The organism is Phytobacter sp. MRY16-398, assembly GCF_003925915.1.
Taxonomy (GTDB): Bacteria; Pseudomonadota; Gammaproteobacteria; order Enterobacterales; family Enterobacteriaceae; genus Phytobacter; species Phytobacter diazotrophicus.
In genome coordinates, this window is sequence record NZ_AP018756.1 from 3,527,505 (window position 1) to 3,542,911 (window position 15,407).

Here is a 15,407-nt window from a genome sequence, read left to right on the forward strand (position 1 = left end):
TTATATTTATCGCTCTGTATCGGGCACAATATAAGACCGTGTTCCTGGCTATCTGCCGAGGTTATTATCAACCTCAGTCATGCCACTATTTATTCCGTCGGCGTATCCTCATCCGGCGCCTGGTCAAATAACGCCGCGGCCATAGAGGCAATGCGGTCATGCTGAACCAGCTTCTCTTTCCATTCCTGCGGAATCCCCGACCAGCCATATAAAGCACCGGCAAGTTGTCCGGCCGTCGCCGCCACGCTGTCGGCATCATCGGCAAGGTTCGCCGCCAGCAAGATGGCATCACGGAAATTGTCGGTGTGCCATACCGCCCACATGGCCGCTTCCAGCGTATCGATAACATAGCCACTGGAGCGGATCTGGTCGCGGCTTTTTTCTTTATATTCACCAGCGTTGATGATCAGCACGCGCGGCTCTAACGGCATCATTTGTGGGGAAAAAACACGTTCTTTGTCGTACCCATTAATCAGCAGAAGCAGTAAGCAGCTCAGATAATGTGCGGAACTTACAGCCTCGGTCGCGCAATGGGTGGCCTGACTTTGAATTTTCGCGTTATAGAATGTCTGAGCGAAATTGCGACGAAAATAGATCGGTACAGGCGCTAATCGAATAATGGATGCATTTCCCGCTGTTTCCGGGGCCGTATTACCAAACCAGTCCGCCCCGTTAATCTCATATTGTTCCAGGGCATAACGGGTCGTATTGCCAATATCAAAACAGACACCGTTAACGCTGTTATAGCCCTCGCGATACCACTTCACCAGCTTGTCCCTGAAACATTGCCTGCTGGCATATTTGCGCTCCAGCATTGTTTCAGCCAGACACAGGGCCATAGAGGTGTCGTCGGTCCACTCGCCGGGTTTCAGGCGAAATGGCCCACCACCCACCATATCCGTCACGGTACGATGGTCCCGAGGCATAAATTCCAGCGTGGTGCCCACGGCATCGCCCACGGCGAGCCCGACAAGCGCGCCTATGGCCCTGTCGCGACAGATATCCAGCGGCTTGACCTGATCAGGCGTGTCATACCATTTTGTCGACGCGGCTTCTTGCGGGTCATCTACCAATGGATGCGCAATGTAGTCATACAGCATGCGGTGCTGCGTCCGCGCATTAGTAAACGGAATATAGTGCTCATACTGTTTTGCATAACGCTCTATTTCCCGAATATCAGAATGTAAATCGATCACGATTGTCCCTTCCCTGTCTTTCCTTACTGCTGTATCGCAGGCAGCGGTTTGCCGCTACCGTCTTTTACAAAGACCAGGCTCTTGTCATTTTGCCCCAGCTTACCCTGATAAACATTCCCCACCTGATAAGCTGCAACGGCGATTAGCCACGCCGTTTCATTATGTTTTTCGACCAGCCAGCTTTTATTAAACTGTGGTTGTTCTACCCGTAATGACATTTCAATCACCGGGTTGTTATTAATAAACAACCCGCTTTGCTTCATGGATAAAATGGTGATATTGACATCGCTGCCATTAGTCAGAATGTCCTGCTCTTTGCGCTCAAGGTTACGCGCTACTCTTTTTGCCAGCCCGAAAAAGAGACATATCAGCACAATCGTTACAACAACATTCACAATTTCAAATGTCGAGATATTCATCCCTTAATACAATCCTGTTCCGTTATTACGGCGCAAGCATCAGCACTTTGAACTGGCTCGGCACGATACGCATACCAATCGCATTGGTGGAGTTTTGCAGGCTCACGCTGGTCAATCGCGTGGCGGGAGTGCCTTTTAGCAGCACGGTAAACGCACCGGTTAAATGCCGGGACGGTCCCATCACGGTCCCAGAGGCCACGCCTGTTGCCACGCCGGGGTTATCGCCGTTGGTCAGTGGCGTGATGGTCGCCATATTGTGGGCAGGCATTCCCATAAACAGGATATTAAAAGCATTGGGGATTGCCGTCGGCCCCAGCGCAATATCCGGATAGGGAATGGGCGTAGGGGCTGGCATGGGCGTCAGGCAGACATCCGGAAAGGCCAAATCAACCCCGAAAAGCTGGCAGTTCGCAAACATGGCGGTTCCTTATCCCATATGAATCTGTTCAGAATCGACTTTGGTGATCGCTTTGGACGTGATCACCGTGTTGTGGGCATGCAGGCGCGCATAATCCTCAGCCTTCATGTCCAGTTGCCCCGCGCGAACCTGCTCGGTCTGTCTGGTCGTGCGAAACAGGCTGTGGCTGATTTGGGTGACGGTCTGCCAGACAGATTCTGCCCGCTTGCCAACAACGCGCGACAGGCTGACCCACGCCGAGAGTTTCTCGCCGCTGTATTTCATCTCGTCGATATGGCAGTCACCCTGCCCGGCGGTGACACGGAGCGCCTCGCTACTCAGGCTTAGCTCCCCCGCGCTACGAATATGCAGATCGCCCGGCACGCTGAGCTCCGCAACCTGCGGGTTGGCCCGTTCCAGTACCGCCAGCAGCCAGATTTGGCGCTCTACGCTGGCAATCAACACCGTATCGCCGGTCTGCGGTGCGATAACACAACTCGCAGCCCGGCGACAATGCCAGCCACGCCCTTCGCTTTCTACCGTCAGGCTGCCGTCAGCAAAGCAGTGGGTCACCACCGCCGATGCCTGTACGGGCGGCAGTATGGGTTGGGCCATCAGATGGTTGACTTTACTCATTATCTCTCCTCAACGGCGGCTCTGGCGCTGCAGGCTCCAGGCCTCAGCAGCCAATAATTCTTCGTCATATTCGAGAATGCCCTGACGCCCGGTGAACTGGGCATTCTCCTGATTCGCCCGGTGCATCCGGGTGCGGGAAAAGGTCGCGCCGCGCAGGTCGGCCAGACGCAGGTCGGCACCGGTAAAATCGCTGTAGGTCAGGTCACAAAGGGTAAAACGCACACCGACAGCATTCACCTGCTGCAGGATACTTTGAAACAGGCGGCTCTCGCTGAAATCGGCCTGCTCAAGCGTGGCGCCGACAAAAATAGCCTGATCAAAAACGCTGCCACGACACTGCGCGCCGCGCAGATTCGCTTCCATAAACAGCGCCTGGGTTGCATTGACCTGGTTTAACCGCGCGGTCTGTAACGACGCCCCCTTAAAATTGCACTGGGTAAGCTGCGCGCCGCTAAAATCCGCGCCGTCTAACTGGTTGTCGGTAAACTGGCAGCCGGTAAAGCCGTGCCGGGCGTAATCTTTCCCGCGCTGATCGCAATCGAAAAAGACCACCCGTTCAAACTGACTGCCCTCAAGCACCGTTGTACGCAGATCAATGCCATAAAAGGTAGTCAGCAGAAAACGGCACCCGGCAAAGCGGGCATGAGCCAGCGGTGATTCAAAAAAGACGCTGCGTTCAGGTATTGCCCGATCAAAGTGACTGTCCGTCAGCGCGCAGTGCATAAATTGCACGGTCTGTAGCGAGCAGCCCGTAAAATGGCTGCCCGTCAGCATGCAGTGGTTGAAGATACATCCATCAAGCGGCGTTTCCTCCACCCGCAGGTTCGCCATTTCGCACTGATTAAACACCGTCTGGGTTAACCGGGCTCCCCGCAGGTTTACTCCGTTTAACGCACATTCGGTGAACGCCGTTTCCTGCAAATTGGCCCCTTGCAGGTTGACGCCCTCCAGCGAGACCTCCTGAAAAATACCGCCGGAGAGATCGCAGCCCTGCAAATCCAGCCCGTCGAGGGAGACTTCGCTGACCGGCTCGCCGCCTTTCACCCGCTGTTGCAACTGTGCTGCGGTGAGCATCGTCATATCACTTCTCCATCGCGCTTCGGCAGCGTTTTGATGCGTTTCGTCCATGCCCCATCAAGGCGGGTGGTATCGCTGATGAACGCCTGCGAGAGATCGGCGCGAAAAAGATTCGCCCCGCTAAAATTTGCCCCGCCAAGCTGACTTTTTTGCAGCAACGCCCCCATCAGGTTGGCATCGGTGAAATCGGTATCGCGAAAATCAGTGCGCACAAACAGGCTCCCCATCAGGTTTGCCTGACCAAAGTGGCTGGCGCGGCAATCCGCTTCGCTGAGATCGCAATTCTCCAGCTTCGCCAGGGTGAATTGCGCGCCGGCGAGCGGCGTCTGACGCAGGTTGCACTGGATGAGCGAAGCCTGGCGGAAGTCGGCGCCCGCTAAAGTACTTTCGGCCGCTATCGCGGTAGCGATTAAAGTGGCCCCGGCAAAACTCGCCTGTTCCGCCTGAGTCTGGACAAAGGAGCAGCTATCCAGCCGCGCGTCGCTAAACACTGCGGCCACCAGCACCGATTGCATAAACGCGCATTTATGCAGCCGCGCACCGTGAAAATCGGGTTCTGCCAGGGTGAGTTCCATAAAGATGCAGCCGTCCAGCGAGGCGTGGTGGAAACGACAGCGGCTCAGCCCGGTTTCGCGTAACAGCAATCCATCCAGGCTGGCGTTATCGAAGATGCACGCCTCGAATAAGGCATTTTGTGTCTGCGTCTCTTTAAAGCGTGCACCGCTAAAATCGCTATCCTGACACTGAGCAAGCGCCAGGCTTGCCCCGGTAAAATCACATCGTTGTAATGAGGCGCGCCCAAATTGCGTACGGGCAAGCATCGCCCCGGCAAAACAGGCGTCATCCAGTTTGCTGTTGCGGAAATCAGCACATTCCAGCAGCGCCTTTGTGAAATTCGCACCACTGAGATCCATACCGGAAAAGTCCGCGCCGGTGAGATCCATACCGCTAAAATCGCCCCCTTGCGCGAATGTACGTCCGGCACGCTGGCGGATGATCTGTGCAAGGTCACCTGTCAGGCGTACGGCGGGGGGCTGTTGGGCCACAGCCGCCAGATACATCTGATGCAACGCCTCGCTCGCCTGCTCGCGCTTTTTCTCACTCATCAGGTCGCTGTTGCGGTGGAGCATTTCCTGCATGCGATGCAGTGATTCCGGCCCGCGCGGCATTTGGTCATCCCTGTGCGGATATTTCGCTTCCATTTCGCGTTTGCGCTGCTCTGCGTCGGCCTGTATCTGCTGCGCCTTACGCTCCATTTTTTCCATAAACTCAGGCAATTCATCGAGGGCAGGCATCTCAGGCTCTTCGATGTTGCCGAGCAGGTCGCCAATGTCGCGCCCGTTTGCTTCCAGCCTTTCCCGGTACTGTTCGCGCAGCAGTTTTTCGCGATTCTTTATGTTGTCGCGCATCGGGCTCGGCGTCTGCTGCACCTCACTGTCAAGCCACGGGCCGATTAGCGATTCCGGCAGCAGATCCTTTTCGCGAAACGCGAACAACGCCCCTTTTTCTTTATCCAGCCGCTGGCTGAGGACTTTGCGATAGTGGTTGAGCGAACGCCCGGCACCGTTTTTTTCGAGCGCGGGCATTAAGTGCAAAACATCCGCCGCGTCGTCTTCATTAATGCGGATATGCCCCTGCCAGATGAGTACCATCTGCTCCAGATGCGGGAAAAACCAGACGGTGGTTGCGCGCAGGGTTATCTCTTCAAACAGGGTCTCTTCCTGGCGCAACCGGCTGATAAAGCAGCGCGCATGCCAGGGCGGCAAGGTGCCTTCCTGCACAGGTTTTTGCGGGTGCATATTCCAGATACGCCACGACGCCTGTTCAGGCAGGGTGTCTCTGTCCCACCACTGATCGGGGCTGGCGGCATTAAACACCGTCCAGTCGATGTCGCGGGCAAAGCCGGGAAAATCGTTCTGCAACCAACCAGCGTCATAGTTTTTGCCCATCCGGCGAAAGCGACGCGGCCAGGAGAGATCAAGCGGCCCAAAGCTCGCAGGCTCCGGCCTCTGTTTTGGCGAGGTCATGCGCCCATGGAGGGACTCAATGTTCGGCAGGCGGTGGAGGCTTTGTCCCTGATGATTTTCCGGGCAAAACCCCACCCCATGCGGGTTTTCTTCACAGCCTGCACCACCCCAGGCGCGCGTCCAGTCCAGACGCATGTCGCCAAAAGGCTGCGGTGGGGTCATTTTGCTGCCCGACCAGAAACGGTCGCCAAACACCACCAGTGATTTACTGAGATTGTCGATATCCACCCGCGTCATCACCGCCGTTTTTTCCTGCTGGTGGTGAGTATAGGCATAGCCGGTGGCCAGGAATTCTGCACGGGTTTTCGGCATCGCCATATCAATAACGCCGCCGCTGGTTTGCAGTTCACTGGCGGCAAGCTGCCAGAGCTCCATCTCCGGACGCAGTGTTGGGGCCTCCCCCATATCGGTCAGCGCCATCACCGACACGCCAAGATGGTTTTTACCCTGCCAGCGGAAAGGGCGATGGAGCACGCTCAGGCGCAAAGGTTTAATAATCTTCATCCGTAATACCTTATTCGCCTAATATGAGTGGCCGATCGTATAACGCAATTCTTTTCGGGTCTTTGGGGTCATATTTGATGGTGGTGCCATTACCGGCTTTAAAGCGTTCTCTCTCTTCAAAGTTCATAGATGTATAGAAGCTTGCCTGTACTTCCTGCCCCTCACGGGTTTTAAAGTTCACCGTCAGTAAATAGACAGGGTTTTCTGCATCCCACATCCCCGTTTGCCTGGCGACAATAATATCCGCATTGGCACCAATACCGGTTTTAAGCACTGATGCTTGCCTAAAGGAGTCTTTAATATAAACAATAAGGTTATCGCGCAAGCTAAGGTAGATAATATAAAAGACGGCTGAAAATATCCCAATGGGCAGCAGATACCAGTAAGTGTCAAAAAATTCCATTAATTTGGACCTTTCGTGTATACGCAGAGTTATTTCCAGAATAAACGCAGCCAGAAAAGCTTAGTCAAACACGTTCATTACTGCAATCCGTGGCAGTTTGTCATCACTGTATTTTACCGTCAGGGTTAACCCTTTTTTCAGTTTATGAATATCATTGGGTTTAACAGCGGCCCTGGCACGGTATTTCTTTCTCTTTTTAGCGAAATCCGCAAAGAAATAGCATTCATAAAGATAATACTCGCCACGCTTCGTACCGGTACGCTGCCAGGACTCTAGAGGAACATGAATGGTTTTCCCGGCCCATTCTTCGCGTGATACCCAGTCGCGCAATAACCGCGCTTGTACCCCATACTGCTTAAAAAAAGCAACGGCAGACCACAGCCCCGCAAGGGTGATAATCAATCCAGAGATAAAGAAAGGGTCACTCATAACATTGATAAAAATGTTCATATGAATTTTATTTTAATGGCCAACCAATTTACCCTTTTATTGATTTACAATCGCATGCAGCCAGATGTTTTCTTTATTTTCATCTCAAGGGCCAGGCTGTACGCCAGGAACCCTTTCAGTGCCTTTGCAACCAATAATTTTATTAAAATCATCGCCGCCGACGTTTTAAAGATGCATTCTCTATTTCCATAATAACTTGAGACGGATTATCTTTATTGTACGTAACATCAAAAAACTTCCCTATTTGATATTGTCTTAAATCAGAAGTATAAATAACCGCACTTCCTGTTCCAACGATATCAACACCCTCATCAGTGGTAAATTTATAATGTAGTTTAATATTTGTATAATCTGAAATTTTTCCAGTGTAGGCTTCAACATTCAAAATTTCAGCCTGTGCAAGCACGCCATTCTTGCGGATATGCGATTTTAATTTTGCATTCCTGATATCCCTGATAAGCAAAGACACAATAACATAGGCAAAAAAAGCCAGGACGGCGAATACAATGACATCTGTAACATATCTCATATTTATCATCAATGCTCAGCTTGCATGCTCAGTACTGCTATTTTCTGTGGCGGAACACCCTGATATTTAATCACAATGGGCATCCCTTTTTTAAGCTGGGGGATTTCAGATACTTTTAGAGCGGCAGCCGCTTTATATTGTTTCACCCCACCCTCCAGATTTGCATCAAAGGTAACAATAAAGAAATAATCAAAATTATGCGTAGTGGAAGTCTGTTTCCACTCGCGCAATGTTGCCGTCGTCACCTCGCCCTGCCATTTATCTCTCGATAACCAGTATCTTATTTCTGTAACATCTTCTTTTTGCCCCTTCAATCCCTTAAGGCAGATAAAAATAAAAACCAGTATCACGCCCAGCGCTATTGAGTTTGAATGTTCTGATAAAAAACTCATACTTTCCCCTTTACATAAACATATGCAGAAACCCAATAGCGACATTCTGTATTGATGATTCTATTTTAGTTAAAGATCTTACTGTATTCATTGGAGCATGCACTACGCTGGTCAGGGAAGTAGAAATACTTAATGGCGTCCAGCTAAAACTTGTTCCATTTGTTGATGAGCTTAGCCCATTAAATGACAGTGAAGCTCCGTACACTGATAGATTTGAACCTTTACTGGTATAAAAGCTTTCGGGTGAATCTATTTCGACCTTTGTTTTACTTTCAATTCGGATGAGGTTTGGTGAGGAGATCTGTGTCGTTCCACTCTCAATTGTTTGAACCCAGTTGCCTTTGATTTTTTTCGTGACGTCGCCAGTGATTGTTTCCTCTTGCCCGCCAGCGCTGATTGTCAACTTTTCCCCTTTAGAGATAGTGACATTGCGGATACCATCCAGATTTGTAGTTTGATCACCAGTGATATTGCTTTCATCCCCACCGCTGACAATATCTAACTGTCGACCATTCTTGATGGTTGTTTTTTCTCCGTTGTTAAAGGTCGCGGTCTCAACATCATCCACCGTGGTCGTCCTTTTCTTCCGGTAGTAGAACGTGGCATCGCCCGTCACATCATCTTTCTGCTCTTTTTTGATCGTCGTTGTCCGGTTACCGTCGATATTGACCGTCTGATCATTCTCGACCGACACCATCATGTCTTTCTCGGAATGCATCTGCACCGATTCATTACCCGGACTGTCTTCAAAAAACAGGAAGCTGGCATTATCGACGCTGCCATCTTTACTTCGGGTCATAAAGCCCATCCGGGTGGCATCACCAGGCAGATCCCACGGCGGCATACTGGCTTCGTTATAAACACGCCCGGTGATAATCGGCCTGTCCGGGTCACCGTTAATAAAGTCGACCACCACTTCATCACCAACACGTGGGATCTGCACGCCGCCAAAGCCTTGCCCGGCCCAGGCGCTGGAAACACGCACCCAGCAAGAGCTGGTATCGTCGCCTTTTGCCTGCCTGTCCCAGTGAAACTTCACTTTCACCCGGCCATAGCGATCGGTCCAAATGCTCTCTCCCTGCGGACCGACGACTTTTGCGGTCTGTGGCCCATAGGTACGCGGCCAGGCCGTTTTTTGCGCCGGACGGTATGTGACCGAAGAAGGAATGACGGTGAAATCAATGCGGTGCATTGTTTGCGAGCTCCCCCCGCTGGCGTAGGCATTTTCTTCCAGCCAGTAGTTAGCTTCGGTGGTCAGGTATTCCGCGTTATCGCTGAAAAAGGGGGCGTTATAGAGGGTAAAAGTATGCCCAGGGGTGATGCCCAGCGCGGTGGCGCTGCCCTGTATCTGCTGGTGTTCAACCTGCCAGCGTTCCTGATGAATGCGGGCATAAAATTCACCGTGTCCATGGTCAACAAAGCGCCCCGGCCAGTCATAAACGTTAATGCTGCCGGGCTCCGGCGAGTTTGGATTCTGGCGCGCCTGAAACAGCCAGGCATTCGGCTTACGGAAATCGTAATCGTCCAGGCTGTAGATCCCCGGCGTCACGCTGTCCGTTAACGCCCACTGGCTGATCCCCTCTTCGTCGGTACTGCCGCCGGACGGTGTGACGTGGTAGGGAATGGTTTCGTAACCGGCAAACGGCTGATGCTGGCTGGCGGCATCGGTCAACACCATGACGTGGCGCCCGGATTCGTGGCGGAAGAAGTAGCTGATACCCTCCAGTTCCATCAGGCGGCTGATAAAGTCGAAGCTGCTCTCCTGATACTGTACGCAGTAATCCCAGACGCGGTAACTCTCGCTCAGTTTGTCTTCAACGTTAACCTTGCTTTCAGAGAGCAGCGTTTTGACGATTTGCGGTACCGTCTGCCCCTGGAAAATACGCAGGTTACGGTCACGCTGCATTGGCCATAAGTCGGATTCAACGCTGAGCTGATAGACCGCGTAGCGTGTGCCGGACAGTTCCACGGCGCTCACCGCCACACGGGTCACTTTGCCGTTAAAATAGCGCGGCGATGTCATATCCTGCGTCGGGACAGTCACAGTGACGGATTTGCCCAGCAACTGGCTGCGGTCTATGCGCGCATCGGTGCCCAGCAACGTCAGGCCAAGTGCATAAGGTTCTGACAGCGCTTCACGCCCTGACAGTTTCCAGAACAATAGCCCGTCTACGGGAAGCTGTACGGTAATACGATTGAGCATAAGGTTAATTCCGTTACAAAAATCATGAAGAACCAGGTGCAATCATTAAATTATCGTGCCCGAACGACAAATATAATCAACCAGCAGTCAGTGAGGATATTACAAAAACGGGCAATAACGTCCGTTTTATCTATTCATTGATATCGAGGAAGGGTGCCAGCCATTTCTTTTCAGAAAATTCCTGGCAATATGCAGTTTAGCGAAACAGCAATTAAACGAAATGGATCACCATATGTGAACGTGCTGTTTTTGCCATCGCCTCATCGATATACTTCTGTTTTATTTCATCCGTGAGCGGTGTTTTTTCATGCGGCGGTTCAAACTGCTGCATGCTTTTCATCACAGCGTAAAAACCGCCGATAACCCTCTCACCTTGTGCTTTAATTTTCCAGCCATCAATATCCAAAATAATATAAGCGCTCGTGCCGGTAATTTTCATTATCAGGTTACTTTGCCGTTCAAATATTCTGGCTAAGCCACACCCCGTGTTCCCCTGCTTTGGCGCAAAAAAGCACGGTAAAGTGCAGAATGATCTACTTCCCACGATGAAACTTAATACTCTGAATAATTTCCTGATATTGCTGCTGATGACGTTCGTTAAATTCCCCCGGACAGGTCGCCACATAGCTCACCAGTTTTTTTCCGGCTGGCGCTGCGTCCAGTAAAATAATGGTCTGACGCTGGAAGATAACGCGATTATCATTTTTGAACTGATAGAAAAGCTCAACGGCCGGGTAGCCATCAACCGTCAACATTTGCGTCGACTCAAGGTAAAAATCGGTCAGCGTATCTTTTAGTTCGCGAAGCGTTCTGGCGGCGACAGCATGTACTTTATCGTCGGCATTTGCACTGGCGCGAGACACGACAAACGTAAATTCATTGCCACCATCAACAGTGTGTGTAAATGCATTCATAGTTCGGTCTTTGGCTGTATAGGGCATTGCCACATTTATTTTTATGCAACCGATAGACTGCCGGAGCGATATTGCGCACCGGCAGCGAAGAGATTACGGTTGCGGATTTACCAGCCAGGTACCGGCACTGGTGATATTTAACGTCTGGTAACGGGTCTGACCGTTACCCTGCAACACCAGCGCATACTGGCCCGGCTGCAGTTTCAGGGTCGCGAAACCATTGCTGGCCGGTGTTATCGACTGCGATTCCCCGTTGAGGGTCAGTTTTTCTCCCTCATTCATGCGCACATAGACCTGTGCAATCGCCGCAGGCGGCGTGGTTGCAGCGGGTTTATCCGCCGCCACAGGTGCGGTTTGTGCCGGGGCAGTCGACGCCGTATCACGTGCTGGCGCTGCGGTGGTGGACGTAGCTGCTGGCGGCGTCGAAACCGGCGCACTGTTTTGCGCAGGCGGAGCGGCCGGTGTGGCTGGCGCGACGGGGGTATCGGCAGGACCGGTGCTTGCCGTCTGATTCGCATTCTCCTGCGGCGCATTGCCCTGATGGAACAGCACGCCGCCGGCGATCAGGCCAACCAGCACCCCGGCCGCCACCAGGCCTGGCACTTTGTAACGCCGCCAGTCCAGGACGCCAGGTTTGGTTTCAACCTCTTCAATGGGAACCAGCATGGTGCCCGGCTTTTTCACGTTCAGCACATCGTCGAGTCCGGCGACCGGCATTTCGATCAGCGCCGCAAATTCATCAATAGTTTGCGGACGGTCTTCCATTTTCAGCGCCAGCGCCTTGTCCACCGCCTGTAACAAGGACGGGGAGTAACCGGGCAGATGGCGATGGGCCAGCGGCTGATAACCATCCTGAATGCTGCGCACCACACTCACCGGCGGCGGTGAGCCCACGATCAGCGTATGGAGTACGGCACCCAGAGCGTAGATATCTGTCCACGGTCCCTGCTCGCTTTCATTATCGTCAGTGTATTGCTCAATCGGCGCATAGCCTGGGCGCAGCATGGTTTCGGTCTCGTCGGAGACCGAGCCAATACTGCGGCGGGCAGAGCCGAAATCCAGCAGGACGGGCAGGCCGTTATCCTGAATCTGGATGTTATCCAGCGAGATATCGCGGTGCAGATAGCCTTCGTCGTGGATGGTTTTAATTGCCCCAAGCAGCATCGGTAACGTGCGGCGGATCCACGCTTCGTTGATCATCTGCGGGTTCTTTTCGCGCAAACGAGAGAGCGTGGTGCCGCTGTAAAAGACCGTCCCCATATAGGCGGTGTCGTTTTGCACCCAGAAACGCAACACGTGTAGCAGGTTCGGGTGATTAAAACGCGCCAGCAGACGCGCTTCCTGAATAAAGCTGTTCAGTCCGGCGGAAAAGGCCTTACCAAAGCGCTCGCTACGCAACACCAGCGTCATGTCGTCATTGCGTACCGCAAGCGTTGAGGGCATGAACTCTTTAATGGCTATAGTGCGTTCGAGCTGATGATCCCAGGCACGGTAGACAATGCCGAAACCGCCACCGCCAATCACCTCTTTGATTTCGAACTCATTAAAGCGGTATCCCGTCGGCAGTGCGTTCGGTACAGTCCGGTTGTTTTCGTGATCCGTCATAATGGAAAACTCTCTTGATAATGGCATTACGCCGCAAACTGACAGTGAAACTCGCCCTGTGCAAAGGTAACGTGTAAACGTCGGTACTTCTCGTCGCGCGCGCTGGCGTCAAGCAAAAGCTGACTCATTTGAGGCAACAGCGTATTGGTCAGAATCGCATCGACCATTCGGCCGCCCGATTCCACCTCCGTACAGCGCTGGACGATTTGCGTGATGACGCTTTCATCCACCTCAGAGACAATGCCATGGTTCTCCTCAAGACGACGCTGAATGCGCTTGATTTGCAGACGCACGATCAACGCGAGCATCGCTTCGCTTAAGGGGTAATACGGCACCACCAGCAGACGGCCCAATAGCGCAGGGGGAAAAACTTTAAGTAACGGAGGACGCAGCGCATCACGCAGCGCATCGGGATCCGGCAACAGTTCCGGGTCGGCGCACATACCGCTGATCAGTTCAGTCCCCACATTCGACGTCAGGATAATAATAGTGTTACGGAAATCGATATGTCGCCCTTCGCCATCTTCCATCCAGCCTTTATCAAATACCTGGAAGAAGATTTCATGGACATCCGGGTGCGCTTTTTCGATTTCATCAAGCAGCACCACGCTATACGGACGACGGCGCACCGCTTCGGTTAGCACGCCCCCTTCACCGTAACCCACGTAGCCCGGAGGCGCGCCTTTCAGGGTGGAGACGGTATGCGCCTCCTGGAATTCACTCATATTAATGGTGATGACATTCTGTTCACCACCGTAAAGCGACTCCGCCAGCGCCAGAGCGGTTTCGGTTTTCCCGACACCAGAGGGACCGCACAACATAAACACGCCAACCGGTTTATTCGGATCATCCAGCCGCGCGCGGGAGGTGCGCACCCGGCGGGCTATGGCCTCCAGACCGTGGCGTTGACCAATGACCCGCTCATTGAGGGTATCCGCCAGTTTCAGTACCGCATCGATTTCATTTTTCACCATCCGGCCCAGCGGGATGCCGGTCCAGTCGGAGACCACCGCCGCAACGATATTGGCATCAACAGCGGCAAACAACAGCGGCGCATCCCCCTGAACCTCGCGCAGCGCCTGCTGCTGCTGTTCCAGTTCATTGCGCAGCGCCGGGTGTTCCTCCTCCGCCGCCTGGCTGAGCGCACGACGCAGGCGGATAATTTCATCCACGTGCCCCTGCTCCTGCTGCCAGCGCCGGGTCAGGGCATCACGCGTCTCACCAAGACGCTCGCGTTCGGCCTGTAGCGTTGCCACGCGGCTTTCGTCACCGGCCGCCATTCGCGCCTCGCGCCCGGCGATCTCTATCTCCACATCCAGCCCGGCAATGCGGTGCAGGCAATCTTCCAGTTGCGGCGGCGGCGCGCTGAGGCTCACCGCGACACGCGCACAGGCGGTATCGAGCAGCGCCACGGCTTTATCGGGCAACTGGCGCGCCGGAATATAACGATGGGAGAGCTTCACCGCCGCGACCACCGCTTCATCTAACAGCAGCACCCGATGGTGTGTTTCCAACGCCGAGACGGTGCTGCGCAGCATCAGTACCGCTTTTTCTTCATCCGGCTCGGCCACTTGTACCGTCTGGAAGCGACGGGTCAGCGCCGGGTCTTTTTCGATGTATTTTTTGTACTCAGCCCAGGTCGTTGCGCCAATGGTACGCAACTGGCCGCGCGCCAGCGCCGGTTTGAGCAGGTTAGCGGCATCGCCCGTTCCTTGCTGGCCACCCGCGCCAATCAGGGTGTGGATCTCATCAATAAACAGCATGATCGGCACAGGGCTGGACTGCACTTCATTGATCAACGCCTGCAGACGGGCCTCAAACTCCCCTTTCATGCTCGCGCCGGCCTGCAACATGCCGATATCCAGCAACCACAACTGCACATCACGCAGCGGTTCCGGCACATCGCCTGCGGCAATGCGCAGCGCCAGCCCTTCCACCACCGCCGTTTTACCAACCCCGGCTTCACCGGTGAGCAGCGGGTTGTTCTGACGGCGGCGCATCAGGATATCCACCATCTGGCGGATCTCCTCATCACGCCCGACCACCGGGTCGATTTTGCCGTCACGCGCCCGTGCGGTGAGATCCTGCCCGTACTGCGCCAGGCTCCCCTGACGTGCAGGTGCGGCGGCTGCGTTTTCCGGCACAGCAACAGACTGCGCGGCTTCTTTGCTGTCGGCAAATATGGCGTCAAAATCATCGAGCAACGCGTCAACGCGCACCCGTTCAAACTGCGACGAGATACCTTTTAAGACCGTTGCCAGGCTCCAGGTTTTTAATAAGCCAATCAGCAGGTGGCCGCCGCGAATGCGGTTGACGCCAAATTTCAGCGAACCGTAGACCCAGGCGCGTTCGACCGCGTTATCAATATGCTCAGACAGATCGGAGACGGAGCTTGCACCGCGTGGCAGACTATCCAGCGCGTGGACGATATCCTTCGTTAAGGCTTCCTCGCTCAATGAAAAATGACGAATCACCTGCTGAAGATCGCCCTGGTCTTGTTGCATTAACGCATGCAGCCAGTGAACCAGTTCCACATACGGATTACCGCGCAGTTTGCAAAAGGCGGTGGCGCTTTCCAGCGAGGAAAATAACAGCGTATCCAGTTTGCCGAAGAGCACGGCACGGCTAATTTCTGACATGATCGATTCCGTGAAT

The 15,407-nt window shown here is 53.5% G+C and carries 15 protein-coding genes; all 15 read right to left on the reverse strand.

The window, feature by feature from the left end; translation table 11 throughout:
• Positions 1-89 precede the first annotated feature (89 nt).
• Complete coding sequence (tri1, locus tag MRY16398_RS17285) at positions 90-1,196, reverse strand: ADP-ribosylarginine hydrolase Tri1 (RefSeq protein ID WP_125124894.1); 1,107 nt, start codon at positions 1,194-1,196, stop codon at positions 90-92.
• 23 nt (positions 1,197-1,219) lie between these two features.
• Positions 1,220-1,615: a hypothetical protein gene (locus MRY16398_RS17290; RefSeq protein WP_223886922.1), complete on the reverse strand. Its 396-nt coding sequence runs from the start codon at positions 1,613-1,615 to the stop codon at positions 1,220-1,222.
• Between the two features lie 25 nt (positions 1,616-1,640).
• A complete protein-coding gene (locus tag MRY16398_RS17295; RefSeq protein ID WP_107223419.1) occupies positions 1,641-2,033 on the reverse strand; it encodes a DUF4150 domain-containing protein in 393 nt (130 codons plus the stop codon).
• 9 nt (positions 2,034-2,042) lie between these two features.
• A complete protein-coding gene (locus tag MRY16398_RS17300; RefSeq protein WP_039079464.1) occupies positions 2,043-2,648 on the reverse strand; it encodes a DUF3540 domain-containing protein in 606 nt (201 codons plus the stop codon).
• 9 nt (positions 2,649-2,657) lie between these two features.
• Complete coding sequence (locus MRY16398_RS17305) at positions 2,658-3,728, reverse strand: pentapeptide repeat-containing protein (protein WP_125124895.1); 1,071 nt, start codon at positions 3,726-3,728, stop codon at positions 2,658-2,660.
• On the reverse strand, positions 3,725-6,256 hold the full coding sequence (locus tag MRY16398_RS17310) for a DUF2169 family type VI secretion system accessory protein (RefSeq protein WP_125124896.1): 2,532 nt from the start codon (positions 6,254-6,256) through the stop codon (positions 3,725-3,727). Before MRY16398_RS17310 ends, MRY16398_RS17305 begins: the two co-directional genes overlap by 4 nt.
• 10 nt (positions 6,257-6,266) lie before the next feature.
• Positions 6,267-6,659 carry a DUF3592 domain-containing protein gene (locus MRY16398_RS17315; protein WP_071195239.1) on the reverse strand — a complete coding sequence of 131 codons (393 nt, stop codon included), beginning with the start codon at positions 6,657-6,659 and terminating at the stop codon, positions 6,267-6,269.
• A 60-nt stretch (positions 6,660-6,719) separates the two neighbouring features.
• Complete coding sequence (locus MRY16398_RS17320) at positions 6,720-7,109, reverse strand: hypothetical protein (protein ID WP_125124897.1); 390 nt, start codon at positions 7,107-7,109, stop codon at positions 6,720-6,722.
• Positions 7,110-7,257: 148 nt separating this feature from the next.
• A complete protein-coding gene (locus MRY16398_RS17325) occupies positions 7,258-7,638 on the reverse strand; it encodes a DUF3592 domain-containing protein (protein ID WP_172600670.1) in 381 nt (126 codons plus the stop codon).
• A gap of 8 nt (positions 7,639-7,646) precedes the next feature.
• Positions 7,647-8,030 (reverse strand): hypothetical protein, encoded by a 384-nt coding sequence (locus MRY16398_RS17330; RefSeq protein ID WP_071195237.1) that lies wholly within the window; start codon positions 8,028-8,030, stop codon positions 7,647-7,649.
• A gap of 10 nt (positions 8,031-8,040) precedes the next feature.
• Complete coding sequence (locus tag MRY16398_RS17335) at positions 8,041-10,233, reverse strand: type VI secretion system Vgr family protein (protein ID WP_071195236.1); 2,193 nt, start codon at positions 10,231-10,233, stop codon at positions 8,041-8,043.
• 211 nt (positions 10,234-10,444) lie between these two features.
• Positions 10,445-10,672: an Imm74 family immunity protein gene (locus MRY16398_RS17340; RefSeq protein ID WP_071195235.1), complete on the reverse strand. Its 228-nt coding sequence runs from the start codon at positions 10,670-10,672 to the stop codon at positions 10,445-10,447.
• Between the two features lie 94 nt (positions 10,673-10,766).
• On the reverse strand, positions 10,767-11,174 hold the full coding sequence (locus MRY16398_RS17345) for a DcrB-related protein (RefSeq protein ID WP_072039746.1): 408 nt from the start codon (positions 11,172-11,174) through the stop codon (positions 10,767-10,769).
• A gap of 66 nt (positions 11,175-11,240) precedes the next feature.
• On the reverse strand, positions 11,241-12,752 hold the full coding sequence (locus MRY16398_RS17350) for a serine/threonine protein kinase (protein WP_125124898.1): 1,512 nt from the start codon (positions 12,750-12,752) through the stop codon (positions 11,241-11,243).
• A 26-nt stretch (positions 12,753-12,778) separates the two neighbouring features.
• Positions 12,779-15,391, reverse strand: coding sequence for a type VI secretion system ATPase TssH (gene tssH / locus MRY16398_RS17355; RefSeq protein WP_108701531.1), 2,613 nt, complete (start codon positions 15,389-15,391; stop codon positions 12,779-12,781).
• Positions 15,392-15,407: the final 16 nt, after the last annotated feature.

Coding starts and splice junctions, on each gene's coding strand:
- MRY16398_RS17300 (WP_039079464.1), bottom strand. CDS start 2,648: ATGAGTAAAGTCAACCATCTGATGGCCCAACCCATACTGCCGCCCGTA.
- MRY16398_RS17315 (WP_071195239.1), bottom strand. CDS start 6,659: ATGGAATTTTTTGACACTTACTGGTATCTGCTGCCCATTGGGATATTT.
- MRY16398_RS17290 (WP_223886922.1), bottom strand. CDS start 1,615: ATGAATATCTCGACATTTGAAATTGTGAATGTTGTTGTAACGATTGTG.
- MRY16398_RS17330 (WP_071195237.1), bottom strand. CDS start 8,030: ATGAGTTTTTTATCAGAACATTCAAACTCAATAGCGCTGGGCGTGATA.
- MRY16398_RS17345 (WP_072039746.1), bottom strand. CDS start 11,174: ATGCCCTATACAGCCAAAGACCGAACTATGAATGCATTTACACACACT.
- MRY16398_RS17295 (WP_107223419.1), bottom strand. CDS start 2,033: ATGTTTGCGAACTGCCAGCTTTTCGGGGTTGATTTGGCCTTTCCGGAT.
- tssH (WP_108701531.1), bottom strand. CDS start 15,391: ATGTCAGAAATTAGCCGTGCCGTGCTCTTCGGCAAACTGGATACGCTG.
- MRY16398_RS17335 (WP_071195236.1), bottom strand. CDS start 10,233: ATGCTCAATCGTATTACCGTACAGCTTCCCGTAGACGGGCTATTGTTC.
- MRY16398_RS17320 (WP_125124897.1), bottom strand. CDS start 7,109: ATGAACATTTTTATCAATGTTATGAGTGACCCTTTCTTTATCTCTGGA.
- MRY16398_RS17305 (WP_125124895.1), bottom strand. CDS start 3,728: ATGACGATGCTCACCGCAGCACAGTTGCAACAGCGGGTGAAAGGCGGC.
- MRY16398_RS17340 (WP_071195235.1), bottom strand. CDS start 10,672: ATGAAAATTACCGGCACGAGCGCTTATATTATTTTGGATATTGATGGC.
- MRY16398_RS17325 (WP_172600670.1), bottom strand. CDS start 7,638: ATGAGATATGTTACAGATGTCATTGTATTCGCCGTCCTGGCTTTTTTT.
- MRY16398_RS17310 (WP_125124896.1), bottom strand. CDS start 6,256: ATGAAGATTATTAAACCTTTGCGCCTGAGCGTGCTCCATCGCCCTTTC.
- MRY16398_RS17350 (WP_125124898.1), bottom strand. CDS start 12,752: ATGACGGATCACGAAAACAACCGGACTGTACCGAACGCACTGCCGACG.